The organism is Winkia sp. C0117E2, assembly GCF_056590455.1.
Genome location: NZ_JBWPWD010000002.1, coordinates 133,005 through 150,355 on the forward strand (window position 1 = coordinate 133,005; position 17,351 = coordinate 150,355).

At 56.3% G+C, this 17,351-nt stretch carries 17 protein-coding genes and 1 tRNA gene; 7 read left to right on the top strand and 11 right to left on the bottom strand.

The genetic code is table 11. The features are described from left to right. Window positions 1-282 precede the first annotated feature (282 nt). From AC1EKG_RS03035 to AC1EKG_RS03060, 6 genes are all read right to left on the bottom strand, one after another. Window positions 283-783, bottom strand: a complete 501-nt coding sequence (locus tag AC1EKG_RS03035) for a hypothetical protein (protein ID WP_004805796.1) — start codon at window positions 781-783, stop codon at window positions 283-285. A gap of 551 nt (window positions 784-1,334) precedes the next feature. Next, on the bottom strand, window positions 1,335-1,802 hold the full coding sequence (locus tag AC1EKG_RS03040) for a hypothetical protein (RefSeq protein WP_004805800.1): 468 nt from the start codon (window positions 1,800-1,802) through the stop codon (window positions 1,335-1,337). Then, complete coding sequence (locus AC1EKG_RS03045) at window positions 1,753-2,061, bottom strand: ClbS/DfsB family four-helix bundle protein (protein WP_004805801.1); 309 nt, start codon at window positions 2,059-2,061, stop codon at window positions 1,753-1,755. The genes AC1EKG_RS03040 and AC1EKG_RS03045 overlap by 50 nt, the downstream gene beginning before the upstream one ends. A gap of 192 nt (window positions 2,062-2,253) precedes the next feature. Next, a tRNA-Thr gene (locus AC1EKG_RS03050) sits at window positions 2,254-2,329 on the bottom strand. A gap of 63 nt (window positions 2,330-2,392) precedes the next feature. Beyond that, a complete protein-coding gene (locus AC1EKG_RS03055; protein WP_004805803.1) occupies window positions 2,393-3,226 on the bottom strand; it encodes a DsbA family protein in 834 nt (277 codons plus the stop codon). Between the two features lie 30 nt (window positions 3,227-3,256). Then, on the bottom strand, window positions 3,257-4,858 hold the full coding sequence (locus AC1EKG_RS03060) for a serine/threonine-protein kinase (RefSeq protein ID WP_051004219.1): 1,602 nt from the start codon (window positions 4,856-4,858) through the stop codon (window positions 3,257-3,259). Window positions 4,859-5,087: 229 nt separating this feature from the next. Here AC1EKG_RS03060 and AC1EKG_RS03065 point away from each other — a divergent pair, with 229 nt between their 5' ends. After that, window positions 5,088-6,209, top strand: a complete 1,122-nt coding sequence (locus AC1EKG_RS03065) for an ABC transporter ATP-binding protein (RefSeq protein WP_004805807.1) — start codon at window positions 5,088-5,090, stop codon at window positions 6,207-6,209. Window positions 6,210-6,283: 74 nt separating this feature from the next. On the opposite strand, the gene AC1EKG_RS03070 is transcribed toward AC1EKG_RS03065, so the two are convergent. Continuing rightward, window positions 6,284-6,961 carry a uracil-DNA glycosylase gene (locus AC1EKG_RS03070; protein ID WP_004805810.1) on the bottom strand — a complete coding sequence of 226 codons (678 nt, stop codon included), beginning with the start codon at window positions 6,959-6,961 and terminating at the stop codon, window positions 6,284-6,286. 87 nt (window positions 6,962-7,048) lie between these two features. Here AC1EKG_RS03070 and AC1EKG_RS03075 point away from each other — a divergent pair, with 87 nt between their 5' ends. Both AC1EKG_RS03075 and groL read left to right on the top strand, forming a co-directional pair. Continuing rightward, on the top strand, window positions 7,049-7,648 hold the full coding sequence (locus AC1EKG_RS03075) for a LytR C-terminal domain-containing protein (protein WP_004805813.1): 600 nt from the start codon (window positions 7,049-7,051) through the stop codon (window positions 7,646-7,648). A gap of 281 nt (window positions 7,649-7,929) precedes the next feature. Then, entirely contained in the window at window positions 7,930-9,552 is a 1,623-nt protein-coding gene (gene groL / locus AC1EKG_RS03080) for a chaperonin GroEL (RefSeq protein WP_004805814.1), read from the top strand. Window positions 9,553-9,578: 26 nt separating this feature from the next. Here the strand turns inward: groL and AC1EKG_RS03085 are convergent, their stop codons facing one another. From AC1EKG_RS03085 to AC1EKG_RS03100, 4 genes are all read right to left on the bottom strand, one after another. Then, window positions 9,579-9,869, bottom strand: a complete 291-nt coding sequence (locus AC1EKG_RS03085; RefSeq protein WP_040314871.1) for a WXG100 family type VII secretion target — start codon at window positions 9,867-9,869, stop codon at window positions 9,579-9,581. Between the two features lie 142 nt (window positions 9,870-10,011). After that, entirely contained in the window at window positions 10,012-11,073 is a 1,062-nt protein-coding gene (locus AC1EKG_RS03090) for an HD domain-containing protein (protein WP_004805818.1), read from the bottom strand. A gap of 95 nt (window positions 11,074-11,168) precedes the next feature. Beyond that, on the bottom strand, window positions 11,169-12,683 hold the full coding sequence (locus tag AC1EKG_RS03095; RefSeq protein ID WP_004805820.1) for a sensor histidine kinase: 1,515 nt from the start codon (window positions 12,681-12,683) through the stop codon (window positions 11,169-11,171). Beyond that, entirely contained in the window at window positions 12,680-13,381 is a 702-nt protein-coding gene (locus AC1EKG_RS03100; protein ID WP_040314872.1) for a response regulator transcription factor, read from the bottom strand. Before AC1EKG_RS03100 ends, AC1EKG_RS03095 begins: the two co-directional genes overlap by 4 nt. Window positions 13,382-13,584: 203 nt before the next feature. On the opposite strand from AC1EKG_RS03100, the gene AC1EKG_RS03105 reads away from it, so the two are divergent. Genes AC1EKG_RS03105 through panC form a run of 4 tightly spaced genes read left to right on the top strand, consistent with a single transcriptional unit; the run spans window position 13,585 to window position 17,349 of the window. After that, a complete protein-coding gene (locus AC1EKG_RS03105; RefSeq protein WP_231288177.1) occupies window positions 13,585-14,124 on the top strand; it encodes a PH domain-containing protein in 540 nt (179 codons plus the stop codon). Then, a complete protein-coding gene (locus AC1EKG_RS03110; protein ID WP_004805825.1) occupies window positions 14,121-15,689 on the top strand; it encodes a PH domain-containing protein in 1,569 nt (522 codons plus the stop codon). The genes AC1EKG_RS03105 and AC1EKG_RS03110 overlap by 4 nt, the downstream gene beginning before the upstream one ends. Further along, window positions 15,656-16,495 carry a Rossmann-like and DUF2520 domain-containing protein gene (locus AC1EKG_RS03115; protein WP_481067737.1) on the top strand — a complete coding sequence of 280 codons (840 nt, stop codon included), beginning with the start codon at window positions 15,656-15,658 and terminating at the stop codon, window positions 16,493-16,495. Before AC1EKG_RS03110 ends, AC1EKG_RS03115 begins: the two co-directional genes overlap by 34 nt. Next, on the top strand, window positions 16,492-17,349 hold the full coding sequence (gene panC / locus AC1EKG_RS03120) for a pantoate--beta-alanine ligase (RefSeq protein ID WP_004805828.1): 858 nt from the start codon (window positions 16,492-16,494) through the stop codon (window positions 17,347-17,349). Before AC1EKG_RS03115 ends, panC begins: the two co-directional genes overlap by 4 nt. Window positions 17,350-17,351 lie beyond the last annotated feature (2 nt).

Sequence of the window (17,351 nt, forward strand, 5' to 3'; positions counted from 1 at the left end):
TAGAATTCTAACACATAAGCCGGTATGTGAGGTGGCGGAGGCATTTTTATAACACCACGTTCCCAAATTGTTTGAAACTTAAGCGCAGGAAAGCTGGAAAGGGGTGGCTTTTAACTAGATCAACGAAATTACTGCTATAGCTGGAGAGGCTGAGGAGTTTATATCCTCTGGTCGTTTTGTAGATAGAATTACTGAAATAATTGAGGATGATCCATGGTCACAACCCACGCTGGATAGACGCGAATCTTTTTCCTTAAACACGTCAATGATTTTGACGATCAGTTAAAGTTTGAGTACGTACTGTTTATAGGTGACGGCTTGCATCGTTGTTTTAATAGGTAGTGGAAGCCACAAACGTTTCCTACAGGCGGTAGCAGCCCCCGTAGTCGGATGTTTACCGAGCAGCTCGAATTTGGAGATGGCTTGCTCGCACTGCACATAACGAGCGAAGGCCTGCGCATAAGCCTCAATCAGCCGTTTGGAGACAAAGCGGGTGCAACCGCGTTTATCAAGCCACCGCCAGGTCTCCCGGTAAACGATGTCCGCACCCAGCGGTTTACCATCACGCTGAACCGCAGATAGATACTCAGAAGGTTCCGGCATGACCTCGCCGGCAAGTACCGCACCCTCACCGATATCAGAGCCGTCGAAATCAAAAGGAGTCGCTAGTTGGTGCTCCGGGCGCGTGGCAGGCAGGCCTTTCGCCAGTTTTTCGTTGAGTGGGTCGGGTTTCGCGCCAGCCCGCACCCGGCGGCCACCGCGATTGGTGCCATCTTTCGCCATGCTTTACTCCTGATTGTTGTGGCCAAATAGGAATGTGGAACGGGCGAAATTATTGCTGCAAGAGGCCTTAACTTCGCTGGAGAGGTGTTTGTCTCCTAGCGGCTTCCAGTTGCTGAAACTTGGGCTACTTTTCTCCACGCTGGCGACTATAAACGCGTGGATAAACGCAAACCATCAAGAGATTTTTATTGAGTCTGGCAACGACATTGGGGCATTGAGAACATATATGTGGTTCTTCCTAGTCCTGCTATCCCTTGCGGGAGTGTTTAATTTGGTGGACTAGGCCGTACTTGCGAACCTCAAGTTTTTCACCACACTTAAATTGCCCGTCGTCCTGTTCTTGACTGTGCTAACTACAGGGGCAAGCACAGGTCCTGTCTTGGATGGTCGTATCATGTATTACCTTCATGAAGGCAGCATCATTTACTTGCTGTATCCCATTGTCGTGTCAGTCGCAGCTGTCCTCTTGAGATATTTCTTGCTAAGGAGGAAGGGGCAGTTGGATGTGGCAGAAGAATAGCTCCTCGACCACACCCGACTATGCCTTGTGCTTAGCGCGAGTGAGCCAGTAGGTAGCCTGCCAAGGCATTGCAACAGGCTCGGCGATCTTCATCGCTCGAATCCCCAGCAAGTTCGGCTAATCCAACGCACCACAGGCCTGTGCCGATGCTGTTCATGGTATTCCAAATGCTTGCCGCTAACGCCTTTTGGGAGGAGTAATCCAAGCCATCTGCTTCAAAGGCTGTATAGCGATTCTGAACAATAATCTCGGCGTAAAGCGAGTTCATCGTGGCAGAAAGGGCATGCAGATTATTTGGTGGATTATCCTGCAGTATCTTACTTAGCAAGATTGCGTCAGCATCATCACACATATCTGTGAGGTTGCATCTTACCTGCAATTTCTTCGCGTTAACTCCGTGGCTCGTGAGGTACTTATCGACAACACTTAGCTCAGACCCGATCAGCGCATTAGCAGTATGTTGATGCTTTCCTGTTCCAGCGCTGGTAGAACGACTCATACAACCCGCCCAGCTGATTCCACTTAAAACCAGGTGCCGGAGTAATTACTTCTTTGTCTGCTTGCTCGTCTTTTTCCCAGCCGAGCAGTAGCTCCATCCAGCCCACCTGGTAGGCGATCATCTGCCGGGGTGTGCGGTCAACACCATCAATCAGCCGATCCCACCCATCGTCGGGAACATCAGTGAACTCGCCAATAAACAGACTCCCACGTTTAGTGATCTCTGCCTGAAACTCGGTGCCAGATTCATACGATCTCATCACACACCTCCTTGTGTAACGGCCTTGAAATTATTGTCCGTTAGCGGGTTCAATGAAAAAACAGCATTTTACAAGGGGAAACACGATACGCGCTAACGCAAAATCCCAACCCGCTAACGCAGCCGAAAATTCACGCCCCTTTGGGGGATACTCGCTAACGCAAACGCCTACTTATCAAATCCAGCGTCTATGTGGAGCCACCTGTCAGACTCGAACTGACGACCGTCCGCTTACAAGGCGGGTGCTCTACCAACTGAGCTAAGGTGGCTGGGCAAGGACTAGTTTTACACAGAACTTGCCGCGATGTGAAACTAGCTTTCTGTTGGCTCCATCACTTAGTCGCTTGCGTCAACATGTCATCAAACGATTTTGCCTGAATTAGCTTGCCGTTTCGCACAATCATAGGAGTGCCGTAGGATTTCTTGTCAGTTAGACCAGAATTTACCCACTGCTTAGTCCAGGTCTGCAGCGTTTCCTTTGTCTTGTCAGTATCGAAGGAATCAATGATCTTCTGGTCTATGCCAAGATCTTTAGCTACCTTTGCAACCTCCTTCTTGCCTTCGTCCACGCTGGTTAGGGACGTTTCAGCTTTACCTTCCTTGGCATCTTTCAGTACCTGGTTGGTTAGAGCGAAATGCATGTCAATGAACTTTTCTGGCGCTTTGGAAGCCACTTGCAGCGCGCCTGCAGCAGCGGGGAAACCCCACGAGTAGTGGGAAGACATAGTGACAACTGGTTTGAAAGTTAGGTTGATCTTGCCATCTTTGGCGGCCTGTACAAGATCATGGCCAATGGCCTGTTCAAGCTCCAGACAGTGCACGCAGACATAATCGGAATAAAGATCCACATTGGGCAAGCCTTTGACGCGTTTGCCAACCCCGTCCTTTGAAATGACGATGCCTTTGTTCTCTTTGACAGACTGGCTGTAGGAGGCGCTGGCTCCCTTTGAAGAAGACTTCTTGGACCACAGCACGCCGCCGATCAAGCCGATTGCGACTAGAGCCGCGATGACCACCACCGCGATCGTTATGTTGCGGGTGGTCTTAGCCTTCTGCTGCTGTTGCCGTTTCGCCTGCAAGTTCTGCTTAGCCTGCGCCAAACGTTCCTGTTCTTCTGGGCTCATGTGCGCAGCAGCGGAGTTCTTCTTGGAAGGCTTTTTGGCCATGTGTACTCCTTTGCAAATTAATTGCTGGGATCAAATTACTGATGTTGGTAATAACGGTACAACTAGTAACGCTGAAGCGCCTAAGGCTAGCAAGCCTACAATGACGCGGGCGGGAAATGGAGCAAGGAAACGATCTGTGATTGCGCGCCCTCCCTGCCTCACCTTTCCCATGCCGGGCAGGATCCACCATACAAACATGCTAGCTGCTGGAAAAACCCAAAAGTTGGGCTCTGCTTGGAGCGCCTCCGCCAGTGCTTGAATGTCGAAGGGATTTGCTATGGAGGGCGAAAAGGTGGCACTAGCGCACACAAGGGCTACGGTCAAAGAGATAAGCCCGGCGACCGTCACAGCTATGGCGCTGCGCAGTAAATGCCAGGGTAGGCGGGCTAAAGCTCTGGCCCCATCAGAGGCAGCAGGCCCGCCCCTGGGCAGACGGACCGAGTGGTAAAAGGCCTGTTGGGAACCAACAACGCCCTCAAGAAGGAAAAGGACCGCCACCACAGGGATCGCAGCCAGCCCCGCATACGCCACTATCCCAGCAGCGGTAGCCAGTAAACACAGTCCAAAGAACGGGTGCATCTTGGCTGTGGAGGGACGGTAGGGGGCCGGCAGGGCGGTACCGTCAGCCTGCTCTAGCAACTGCGGTCTTTGCCCGTCTTCAAGCCCTGGCGTTGCCACCACCCCTGCAGAACCGTAGGCGGGAGCCTGGGCAACAGTCTGTTGGAAAGCCTGCACCGGGTAGGCCAAAGTGGGTGCTACCGGAACGTCCAGCGCCTGCGTTGGGGCGCCCTCGGAAAGAGGCTGCGTAGGGGCAGTAAGCAGTTCTGTTTCCGCCGGAGCCGGTTCATTTTGCCCCTCACGTAACTGGGCAAGAACCTGCTCCGGATCAACCTGCCCGCGCGTAGGGGAGAGCGCCTGAGTGAGCGCCCGTTGCAATCCCATAGGAAGCCCGCGCACATCCGGGGCGCCAGTGCGCACCCGCGCGATTACCGCTTCTAGTGGTCCCGATCCAAAAGGAGGGCGGCCGGTTGCGGCATGTACTAGGACTGCAGCCCAAGACCACCAATCAGATTCGGCGTCTGGGGCAGCACCATCTAACACCCACGGCGCTAAATATCCTGGAGTGCCGGTGACTAGTCCCGTAGAAGTTAACCTTTCGTCTCCGGCTAACTGTGCAATCCCAAAATCGATAAGGACCGGGCCGCGGGCGGACACCATGATGTTGCCCGGCTTAATGTCGCGGTGGATGACTCCCGACTGGTGCAGCTGACGCAACGCGGCTGCCAAGCGATCCGCCAGGTCAACTAGATCATCACCGCTCCACGGCCCGGCTTCGCGAATATCCTGGGCCAAGGTAGGTCCAGAGATGAACTCTGTGACTATGAACGCGTCCGCGCCCTCTGTCTCTAAATCTAAGACGCGAGCCACCGCGTCCGAGCGCACTTTATTGATCGTGGCCGCTTCCCTAGAAAGCCGCTTTCTGGCAGACGAATCCGACCCTAAAAAGGAATGCAAAAGCTTAAAAGCGACAAAGTTCCCGGCAGGATCCTGCGCCAGGTATACGGTGCCCATGCCACCGCTGCCTAGTTGCCGTACCAACTTGTATCCGGCGATCTGTTGCGAAACTTCCACGCCCCAATGGTAATGGAGTGCTCTGACAAATTACTGTAAGTCCAGCTCAGCCCGGAAAGGGGAGCGGGGCAGAAAATTCTGGGCCGAAAGGTTATTGCGCTCGCGAGAAAATATGCGAAAATAGCGTCAACGCCCCTGCGAAATCGCAGAGCGTGTGTCAGCGAAGACACCTGACACTCCACTCGGATCGTCCGGCACGTACCTGCCGGTGGAGGGAATAAAAGAAGAAATGGCAACTGTAACCTTCGACAAGGCTACCCGCGTCTACCCCGGGGCAACAGAACCGGCGGTTAGCGAACTAGATCTACACATTGAAGACGGGGAATTCCTTGTCCTGGTAGGTCCTTCTGGCTGTGGTAAGTCCACATCACTGCGTATGCTCGCAGGACTTGAAGACGTAAACGGAGGGCGCATTTTCATTGGTGACCAGGATGTCACCGACGTGCAGCCCAAGGATCGCGACATTGCGATGGTTTTCCAGAACTACGCTCTGTACCCGCACATGACCGTTCGCGAAAATATGGGCTTTGCGCTGAAGATCGCGAAGGTCGACAAAGAAGAGATTCGTCGTCGCGTTGACGAGGCGGCGCAGATTCTTGACTTGACCGAATACCTTGACCGCAAGCCGAAAGCACTCTCTGGCGGCCAGCGCCAGCGTGTAGCAATGGGCCGCGCGATCGTCCGTAAGCCCAAGGTATTCCTAATGGATGAGCCGCTGTCCAACTTGGATGCGAAGCTGCGTGTACAGACTCGTACTCAGATCGCTACTCTGCAGCGCAATCTGGGCGTCACCACCGTATACGTGACCCACGATCAGACCGAGGCGCTGACCATGGGCGACCGCATCGCGGTTCTAAAGGATGGCATCTTGCAGCAGGTTGGTACCCCGCGCGACATGTATGAGCGCCCCGCCAACGCCTTCGTGGCAGGATTCATCGGCTCGCCCGCAATGAACATTGGAACCTTCGAAGTGCAGGGCGACCACGCCGTGCACGGGCCGGCGCATGTGAAGCTTTCGCGTGAAGCAATCGACGCGCTGACCCCTGAAGATGGCGGCAAGATCCAGATTGGCTTCCGCCCCGAGGCCATGGAAGTTGTTGATTCGACAGACGAAGCAACCATTCCGCTGACTATCGACATGGTTGAAGAACTCGGTTCTGACGCCTACATCTACGGTCATGTCGAGGGCGCAGAAGGTCTGGGCTCGGGCAATGACTCCGATGCCAACACCATGATCGTGCGTGTTCCCCCGCGTACCGCGCCGGGAATCGGCAAGACCATCCACGTGCGTCCGCGTCCGGGTATGCAGCATAACTTCTCTGTTGCCACCGGCAAGCGCCTGCCTGATTAATCGGCAGTAAGACTTTGGGGGTGAAGCCAGGTGCTTCACCCCCAAATTTTTATGTGTTGTTATGCGCAGCCCCCCTACGGGAGCTGCCAGTTAATTGGTGCGATGCCCAGTTTTTCCAGTTCGGCATTCGCCCTCGAGAAGGGGCGGGAACCAAAGAAACCCCGCGATGCCGACAAAGGTGAGGGGTGAGGCGATTCAATCCGCGGATTATTGCCTAGCTTCGGGCCGAGCTTACGCGCATCGGCTCCCCAAAGGATCGCGACGAATGGTGTGGGACGGCGCACCAGCGCATCTATTGCGCATTCGGTGACTTCTTCCCAGCCCCGTCCTCGGTGGGAAGCTGGTGCTCCCGGGCGTACTGTCAGCACCCGATTTAGCAGGCAAACGCCCTGCTCGCACCAGGGAGTCAGATCGCCACTGGTTGGAGTGGGTACGTGCAGATCTTCGGTCAACTCTTTAAAAATGTTGACAAGCGAACGCGGCGGGCGCACTCCCGGTTTTACCGAGAAGCTCAATCCCATGGCGTGTCCTGGCGTGGGGTAGGGGTCCTGACCTACAATCAGACATTTCACTTTGTCGAACGGATAGGTGAAGGCGCGCAGTACATCAGTCCCAGCCGGAAGATAACCGTTGCCGGCACTGTTCTCCTGCCGCAACATGTCGCCCAATTCGTGCACTTTTTGTTCCACCGGGGCGAGGGCCTTCGCCCACCCTGGGTCTATGAGTTCAGAAAGCGGTTTAGCTTCATTCATACCTACTTCTGTCCCCTCACAAGTAGATTCTTGGTAATAGTCCGCGCCATTGCGCGCGGATTAATCTATACCAGGTAGTCTGAGCGCGTGAGCGAGAATAGCTATCCAGAAGACGAATTCGATCAGATCGGCCGGGACCTGCCCGCTGGGGTGCACCGCGCCTCCAAGTCCACTTTCTCGAAAGTGCTGCCCTTCTTGATTGTGTTGATTGTTATGCCGTTGCTCGCCTGGGGAGTGGTGGGCCTGGTGAAACACAACTCGGGTGTGCAAACCCCCAAAGCGCAGTCGACTAGCCAAGCGCCAAAGGCCAGCCCTAAGAAACAAACCCCTTCGCCCTCGCCATCTACGGAAGCGAAGGAAGAAAAGACGGAAGAAGCAAAGAAGGAATTCGATCCCTCTCAGGCTGCTTCCATCCCAGTTTCGGTATTCAACGTGGACGCCGGAAACGGGGTAGCTGGTGAGGCCGCGCAGAAGCTGATCAACTACGGGTTCACCGATTCGGCTGCATCGAACAGGCCCGACGCAGTGCTGGATCAAACTACCGTCTACTACGGTTCTGAAGATCTTGCAGAAGCTGCCAAGGCCGTTGGTGAGCAGCTAGGTATTTCGGCTGTCCAACTGTCGCCTGACATTGCGACAGAGCAGGGCCGAATCTACGTCTATATAAAGTCTGACTACCAGCAATAGCTAAGCGTATCGAAGGCGCATCCACCCGTAAGGTGGGTGCGCCTTTTCGCTAGTGGGCGAACCGGGCGGACTAAACTTACGCCGTCTTGCACTCTGAGGCTGAGAGTGCCAAACTTTGAGTTAGCACTCCACCGGGGTGAGTGATAACTGACTGCTTATCCCCGCGGAGCAAAAACCAATACAGGTGCTGCATGAGGGTAGAGCCTACCGGATGGTCCGGGCAGTTCTATCCGTCCGTCGCGGGCATGCACACCGCCAACCGTAGGTAGGAATAAACCACAATGGCAAAGATCATTAAGTTTGACGAGGAAGCTCGTCGTTCTATTGAAGCTGGCCTGAACCAGCTTGCCGACACTGTCAAGGTCACCCTCGGTCCCAAGGGCCGTAACGTTGTCCTAGACAAGAAGTGGGGCGCCCCCACCATCACTAACGACGGCGTGTCCATCGCGAAGGAAATTGACCTGGAAGAACCGTTTGAGCGCATTGGCGCCGAACTGGTCAAGGAAGTTGCCAAGAAGACTGACGATGTCGCTGGCGACGGCACCACCACTGCAACCGTGCTAGCACAGGCAATGGTTCGCGAAGGCCTGCGCAACGTAGTTGCAGGTGCTAACCCGATCGCTCTGCGTCGCGGTATCGACAAGGGCGTAGAGGCCGTTGTCAAGCACCTGCTCGATTCCGCAAAGGAAATCGAGACCACCGAAGAAATCGCCGCCACCGCTTCGATTTCTGCTGCTGATCCCAAGATTGGCAAGCTGATCGCACAGGCTATGGAGATTGTTGGCGCCGAGGGCGTCATCACCGTCGAAGAATCTAACGCATTCGGTATTCAGCTTGAAACCACCGAAGGCATGCGTTTCGACAAGGGCTACCTGTCCGGCTACTTCGTAACCGATGCCGACCGTCAGGAAGCAGTCCTAGAGGACGCCTACGTCCTGCTGGTTGAGTCCAAGGTTTCCAACATCAAGGACCTGCTGCCGATTCTTGAGAAGGTCATGCAGTCCGGCAAGCCGCTGCTGATCGTTGCTGAGGATGTCGAGGGCGAGGCGCTGACCACCCTAGTCGTAAACAAGATTCGTGGCACCTTCAAGTCCGTTGCTGTGAAGGCCCCGGGCTTCGGCGATCGTCGCAAGGCCATGCTGCAGGATATGGCTATCCTCACCGGTGGCCAGGTTGTCTCCGAGACCGTCGGCCTCTCGCTCGAAAGCGTCGAGCTGGACATGCTGGGCAAGGCCCGCAAGGTTGTTGTCACCAAGGACGACACCACCATCGTCGACGGCGCAGGCTCCAAGGAGCAGATCGACGGCCGCGTTGCCCAGATCCGCCAGGAGATCGAGAACTCTGACTCCGAATACGACCGCGAGAAGCTGCAGGAACGCCTTGCAAAGCTGTCTGGCGGCGTTGCAGTGATCAAGTCCGGTGCAGCCACCGAGGTCGAGGCCAAGGAACGCAAGCACCGCATCGAGGACGCAGTACGCAACGCGCGTGCAGCCTCCGAAGAAGGCATTGTTTCCGGTGGCGGCGTAGCTCTGCTGCAGGCAGCAGCCAAGGTCCTAGACAACAACGACTTCGAAGGCGACGAAGCCACTGGCGCACAGATCGTGCGTGTAGCGGCAGAAGCGCCCCTGGCCCAGATTGCAAACAACGCAGGCCTGAACGGCGGCGTTGTAGTTGACAAGGTCCTCTCGCTGAAGGAAGGCGAAGGCCTGAACGCAGCAACTGGCGAATACCAGGACCTAATGGCAGCAGGCATTGCTGACCCGGTCAAGGTAACTCGTTCCGCGCTGCAGAACGCAGCCTCCATTGCCGGCCTGTTCCTGACTACCGAAGCCGTGGTCGCCGACAAGCCGGAACCGCCAGCAGTCCCGGCCGCCGGTGGCGACGACATGGGCGGAATGTACTAAAAAGTACTCCAACCGGAAAGCCCGCGTTATCCCGCAAATAGCGAGGTAGCGCGGGCTTCCGCGTCTTCATAGGTAGTAGAAGCGGCAGTGAGCGCCTGAGAAATGGAATCGAGCGCAGATTCCACTTGGGCCTGGGCCCCGCGCCACTGGGTCGTAGCGGAACTAAAAGCGGCAGAAGCGGCACCCTGCCATTCGCCCTCGAGCGCACCAAGCTGAGACATCATCTGCGCCACATCGGAACGAATCTGCCCAGCGATCGTAGAGACCTGGCCGGCAGCCAAAGAAATAGAACCCGAATTCGCTGTAAAACGTGCCATGATTTTCCCTTTCTGATTTTCCCTCACTGGCACGATCAGAATAGAAAAACCCCAACTAGTGTTTAGGTAGAAATGAACAGGCGCCGTGGGCATAACGCGCACAGGACACCTGTGGAAAAAGATTTACTGCTAAATAGCTAGCCTAGTCAGTCCCCGCCGCGGATTCCTTTGGCTTCTCTTCGCGTTTGGGTAGGGAATCCAAGACGTCAATGGCAAGCTCTAACGAAGAGGAAAGATCTTCTTGCTCCGCCTGCTCCTCTTCTAAATCCTGGTCCTGGTTGGCCTTCTCTTCCAAGGCGCCCTCGTCTGGAGCCATCTGCGGCTGCTCCTCCGAATCTTCCTCGGCTTTGATCACCGGCAGTTCCGCAGTAATTACCTGAGGCTCCGATGCAGACTTAAGCGGTGCCATGCCCTTGATTACCCCAGTTGAGGGGTCATCAGAGCGATGCTGATAGCGCTCAATGGCCTCATCGTGTTCCTCCGCCGCATCATTAGCCTCTCGACGGACATCAGATTCCAGACTAGAAAGCTCCGTATCCAGCCGGGCCTTCTCGGCCTCCAAATTATTGCGCGCCACCGAATCCCAATCCTCCGCCATCGGAGAATTGAAAATGGCATTGCGCCCCAGCAGCTTGCGCACAATACGCCGCCGGAAACGACAGTACGCGGCCTCAGGAACATGCGCGTACTCCTCGCGCACCGCAGCCACATAGTCGCGATAATCCTGCGGATCAGCGGCAAGCATCGACATGTCAGCGTCCAACAACACCTGCTGGTCCACATCGTCCGGGTAAGACCGGTGCGACTTCATAGAAATAATCAGCCCGCAGATGCGCTCAACCACCGACTCGTCCAAACCGGTCGCCTTCAAAATCTTGGCCGCCGCAGAAGCCGAAGCTACCTCGTCCTCGCCAACGGCACGTGCATCGTCGCCGTCCTCATAATCCACGAAAACAATGCCATGTAGCCACGCAGCAACACGCAACAAATCAGGATCGTGGGTGCACCCCTGCAACTCGTCGATACCGGATAGAACAGCAACCAGGTGCTGCACATTATGGTAGTGACGATTCGGGGAATCCCACTTCGCCAATAGCTGCCCCGCCAGCTCTTCGAGCTGTGCGCGATCCAAATCCACGCCAATGTTCGACATGGAACGAGCGAACGCGCCCGGAAGCCATTGCGGAGTTTCACTGGAAGTCATAAACAACCTCAAACGACTACGATGACACCGGCTAGCTTATGCCCCAAACGGCAATTTAGCCCAACTTTTGCCATCCGTAGTGGCAAATATTGCAGTTACGGCACCGTAGGCAAGTACAACCTAACCGTGAGCCCCCCGCCCTCGGTAGTGCGCAATTCGGCACTGCCGTTGTGCGCTTTAGCAATAGCGCTAACAATGGCAAGCCCCAGACCAGAGCCACCCGTGTTCCGAGTTCTAGAAGTATCAGACCTGTAGAAACGCTTGAATACTTGGGCCCTTTCGTCTTTGGCAATGCCGGGTCCGTGGTCGCGAACCTCCAACAAAGTCATGCTAGAGCGCGTGCCCACCGCAAATTCGACGGGACTGCCAGGTGGGGTGTACCGCACGGCGTTGCCCACCAGATTAGCGAGTACCTGCATGATCTGATTGCGATCCACGTGGGCGAAGACAGGTTCGCGCGCAGGATTACCCTCCAAATCAACGATCTCTACTTTTCGTTTGCGGTCGAGCGCCCCAAGGTCCGAAGCAGCCAGTTGGACGAGCTCCGTTAGGTCCACGTCCTCGAACTTCAACTTTCGGCCCTCATCTAAGCGGGCAAGTTTCAGCAGGTCCTCGACTAATTCGCTCATCCTAGAGGCCTCTGACTCGATCCGTCCCATAACGTCCGGCACGCCCTCGGGCGGAACCCCGCCCATCCGGTACAGCTCGCCGTAACCGCGGATCGCCGCCAAAGGCGTGCGCAGCTCATGGGAAGCGTCAGACACAAACTGGTGCATCTTCTTCTCGGAGGCCTTCCTGGCAGTGAAAGACTCCTCTAGGTAGGTGAGCATCTTGTTTAGCGACTGCGAAAGGGAACCGACCTCGGTAGTGGGCGGTTCATTGTCAACCCTTTGCGTCATGTCGCCACCCGCGATCTTGCCCGCCACTGATTCAATTTCGCGCAGAGGACGAAGCGAACGACGCACCAGGTAAAAGGCGGCAAGTGCCCCAGCTGCTGCGATCAAAAGCGAAGAAAACAGCAGGTACAGGGAAGTGCGGTAAATAGTCTGTGACACGCCCGCCAAAGGGAGGGCGACCGTTGCCACCCCCACCGGAATATCCGCCCGGTAAAGCGGTACGGCCACAGCGCGCCAGGCGATTCCAATTTTTGAAGACGGAACCGTGATCGGCTGAGTCATATGCGCATCATCTAATTCGTTGAACGAAAGCAGCTCGCCGGTTTCGGGGACGCCGAACTGCTGCCGCGTGGCAGAAGTGATGATGACCTGGCCTTTGGCCTGCTGTTTGCCGTGCCGTTCGCCATATTCCAGACGCACGTAGTAATTCGACGGCAATTCCGGATCCGTCCTCATATCGAGCGTAGGGGATATGGCCGTCACCTGGCGTTGCGCCGTAGAGATCAATTCGTGGTCGACCTGTCCGACCAAGTGAGATTGCAAAATGCCCAGCATCGAGGCACCAGCGAGTACCAGCCCAACCGTGATCAGCGAGGTAGTAACTGTGACGAGGCGGAAAGTAAGGGGAGTGGAGTGCCAGCGCAAGCGAAGATTTCGCAGGAGGGCGACGTCAGCGTTTTCTCTCTTGGTCCGCCGTTTCCGGGCGTTTCTCATTCTTCCCGCATGATGTAGCCGACACCGCGCCGGGTGTGGATAATTTCGCCGGAAGAGCCAGCTACATCCAGTTTGCGGCGGAGGTAACTGATGTAGGATTCAACGATCGCGGCTTCTCCGTCCCAGTCGTATTCCCAAACGTGGTCCAAGATCTGCATTTTCGAGACGACCCGGCCTTCGTTGAGCATCAGGTAGCGGAGCAGCTTGAATTCTGTGGGGGACAGGTCGACTAGCGTTCCGGCACGGTGAACTTCGTGTGCGTCCTCGTCTAAAGTAATGTCCCCAACGCGCATTTTGGGTTCGTCCGCGACGGTGGTCTTGGTGCGGCGTAGTATCGCCCGGATGCGGGCGACGACCTCTTCGAGGCCGAAGGGCTTGGTCACGTAGTCGTCTCCGCCAACGGTGAGGCCCTGGATTTTGTCTTGCATGTCATCGCGGGCGGTCAAGAACAGGACCGGCATCTGTAGCCCTGCTTCGCGCAGGTGCCGGGTGACGGCGAAGCCGTCCATGTCGGGCATCATGACGTCGAGGACGATCAGGTCTGGCTTATATTCCTTGGCAGCGCGGAGTCCTGTGGCGCCGTCGGCTGCAATTTCGACGTCGAATCCGGCGAAACGCAGTGAGGAGGCGAGCAGGTCGCGGATATTGGGCTCGTCGTCGACTACTAACAGTTTGGCTTCGGACTGGTTTTGATCCATAAAACCAATTTTACCCATGCAGCTGAACGATCGCTGGATGGGGCCTGTAAGAGCGCGAAGTATAGTCCCAGGTGGGCTGCCCCTCCGCCGCAAATTGGAGTGAACGTACACTTAAATCCGGGCTGGTTTTTCGGGTCAGCGGAGTGAACGTACACTCCAAAAGCTAGGTTGCGGCTGCCCCGCGTCTCGCCAATACTTTAACTATGACTGATGCACCTCAAAGCCGTATTGAACAGCCGATGCGAGCGGCCGGGGCCAACGGCGACCCCTTCACTCCTGCGGGAGCGCAGTTCCATCCAGTATCCATGAAGCTGTGGAAGGCAAGGCTGGCAGGAGCCCTCATGGTGCCCGTCCCCCTGCTAATAGCGCTGATTGCTATCACCATCTTGGCTCACCAGCCACTACTGTGGATCGGCGTAGCCGCGCTGGTTGCCTTCATCGCATGGCTGACATGGCTGATCCCAAGGCAGGTACGTGCCATAGGTTGGGCAGCTACTAATGACGAACTCCTGATCCGCCGTGGCATCATGTTCAAATCCATGTGCGCAGTACCGTACGGGCGCATGCAATTCGTCGACCTAAACGAAGGCCCACTAGACCGATGGATGGGCATTGCTTCCGTCAAACTGCACACCGCTGCAGCCACCACCGACGCGAACATTCCTGGCCTCCCCAAAGAAGACGCAATCCTGCTGCGTGACCGCCTGTCCGCCCTCGGCAATGCGGAGATGGCCGGTCTATGAGCGTCCAGGAAGAAGTACGCGCCGACCAATGGCGTAAAGTCCACCCGCTCTCTCCATTACTAAATGGAGGAGCCGCCCTCACCACTTTCCTCGGGGTCGTCCTGTTCGGAAACTTACAGGTGCTTTCGGAAGCCGCCCAGTACTTAGATGGAAAATTTAGCGTCGGCTTGGTCATTCTGATTGTCTCGGGGGCAGTAGTAGCCCTTATTTTAGCGCTACTTTGCTTCACGTACTTGCAGTGGCGAAACACCTTCTACGCAGTAACTGACGAAGCTGTGCACTTTCGCCACGGCGTCATTTTCAAAGCCCACAGGCGCGCCCCACTCGACCGCGTGCAGTCGGTAGACATTTCGCGCTCACTACTGTCGCGCGTGCTAGGACTTGCCGAAATAAGAGTGGAGTCTGCTGGCGGCCCGGGGTCATCGGTGAAAATCCAGTATCTTTCTGTGGGGAAAGCCGAGGACGTACGACGCGAAATACTGCACCGAGAAGAGATACAGAACGAAGAGGTGTTAGAGGGCGAGGAGAATGCGGGCTCAGCAACCGAAGATTCGGGGATTGCCCATTCAGGAGTAATTGGCGCGGAGTATAAGGGGCCTAACTTCCAGCCATGGGAACTATACAAACTGGACTTACCCATCTTCCTTGGGGGCATGGTGCGCTCGGTAGGGATCATTATTGCCGTGGTCACCATATTGGGGTTCGTAGTTGGGGCGATCGTGCTGGTGAGTATCCTCGGCGCCTCAGAATTTGCGATTGCTCTTGGAGGCATCCAGTTCATAATCTCCATCGTCGTTGCTATTGCGGGTATAGGCTCTGCGGTATGGGGGCGAGTGAATTCTGAATACGGTTTCACTGCCGCAGTAACGAGTGCGGGCATCCGCATTACCCGAGGTCTAACGAAGCAGATTTCCCAAACTATACCGCCGGGGCGCATACACGCCGTGCGGTTGCAGCAGCCACTGCTGTGGCGGTCCAAGGACTGGTGGCGAGTATCCGCAGTGCAAGCAGGCGTAGGCCAAACTGCTCAAGCGGCAAAAGAGGCTTCAAGCGAGGGCGGTCGTGGTAAGGTCACCATGTTGCCAACGGGGACCCGGGACCAGGCGCTTAGGGCGCTCTGGCTTGTAGTCCGTGACCTTGGAATAGACGATCCTGACGCGTTCTTGGAAGAAGCTCTAACGGGTAGTGGGGAAGGAAAATACTTCACTCCTGTGGGGAGGAAAGTACGCCTACTAGATCCGCTCACGTACAACCGCAAGTCCGTGTTCATCACCGACACGGTAGTAGCGGTTCGCGACGGCCGGATTACTAGAACACTCGACATCATCCCGCATGAGCACGCCCAATCTGTCACTGCGAAGCAGGGCCCGTTAGAACGCTGGCTCAACGTGGGCAACATGCGTTTGGACCTAGTTTTCAACTCAACGGGGATGGGCGAAGTAAAACATCTCTCCGAGGAGGTACTATCCGCCGCCGTCATGCAACAGGCAGAGCTAGCCAGGCTGCGGCGCGGTGAAGAACCGATGGAGGAGTGGCAAAAGCGCATGGCGAGGTCCTCCGCATGAGCGCCCAGTCTCGCCTCCGGATAGCCGTGGTGGGGGCGGGGAAGGCAGGATGCGTCCTCGGCTCAGCCCTGCGTGCCAGTGGACACGAAATCGTTGGGGTTACGCCCGCCTCTGACACAGACCGGGTAGAAGCAATGCTGCCGGGGGTACCTATCCTAGATGCAGATAAGTTGGTACCTCAGGCAGACCTGGTGTTGCTCACCGTGCCCGACTCGCTCATTGCGGAGGTGTGCCAAGGATTGACGGAACTAGGAGTGATCAGATCTGGGCAGATCGTGGTGCATGCCGCCATGGCAGGCCTCCGCGTCCTGCAGAGCGCTTCCGCTGTGGGAGTGTTACCGCTATCTATCCACCCGGTAATATCTTTGACCGGCACCTCCATCGACCTCTCGCGGATGCAGGATCGGCCCATAATCGTAACCGCTCCGGCGCCGCTGCTGCCGATCGCGCAGGCGCTCGCGGTGGAACTTGGCGGCAGCCCAATTCCCGTTGCCGAGGACGACCGCCCTCTTGTGGCCGCGGCTCTGACGCATGCTAGCGCACACGTTGCTACCGTATTAGAGCAAGCCAAAGCTTTACTGTCCATGGCTGGTTTGGACAATCCTGAAGCGATGCTAGAGGGAATTGATGAGGTGCCTCAGGTAGAACGGATCGGCACTCCTGCGGCGCTTGCAGCTATTACTCGCGCTGAACAGGACGCCCTCGCGCTGGGAGCAGACCCGGATAATAGGGATCTTACTCCGAATATTAACGGCGTTGCGGAAGCGTATAAGCTGCTTTCTGAACAAACTAAGGAAAGGCAATGATGGATCCTCAGCTCGTGTACACGGGATCAGAGCTACGTCAGGCGTTACAGGATAAGCATGGCCAGGTTGGGCTGGTCATGACTATGGGCGCGTTGCACGAGGGGCACCTGGATTTGGTTCGTGCAGCTCGTAAAGCCAATGACGTGGTGGTGGTTTCGATCTTTGTGAACCCGATACAGTTCGCGCCAGAGGAGGACTACGGGGCCTATCCACGTGACCTGCAGCAGGATGTGCAGGCCCTTTCCAAAGTGGGGGCGGACGTGGTGTTTGCGCCCTCGCCGGAAACGATGTACCCCAATGGGCAGCCGCAAATTTCTTTCCAGGTTGGTCAGGTTGGGGCTAACTACGAGGGCGCTGCCCGGCCCACCCACTTCGCTGGGGTAGTGCAGATCGTGTCTAAGGTGTTCAACTTGGTGCGCCCGCATCGGGCCTATTTTGGGCAGAAGGATGCGCAGCAGTTGGCGGTTGTAAGGCAGCTCGTACGGGATTTGGACTATCCCATTCGGATTGAGGCAATCCCTATCCGGCGGGAACCTAGCGGATTGGCGCTTTCTTCCAGAAATGCCTATCTCAGCCCCGAAGAACACGAGCAGGCCACTGCGCTAAATAAGGCCTTGACAGCTGGGCTTCAGGCAGCGGCCGCGACGGGATCTGCGACCAGCGTGTTGGAAACGACCAAGGCAGTCCTTGAGCAGGCGCCGGGAGTGCAGACCGAATATGTGGCTCTGGTTGACCCCAATACTATGGAAGAGGTGCGGGAAGGCCAGAAGGTGACTGCAACGCTAATGTTGGCAGCGCGGGTAGGCTCGACCAGACTAATCGACAACACGTTAGTGGTGTTGGGCCCGCGCTAGCT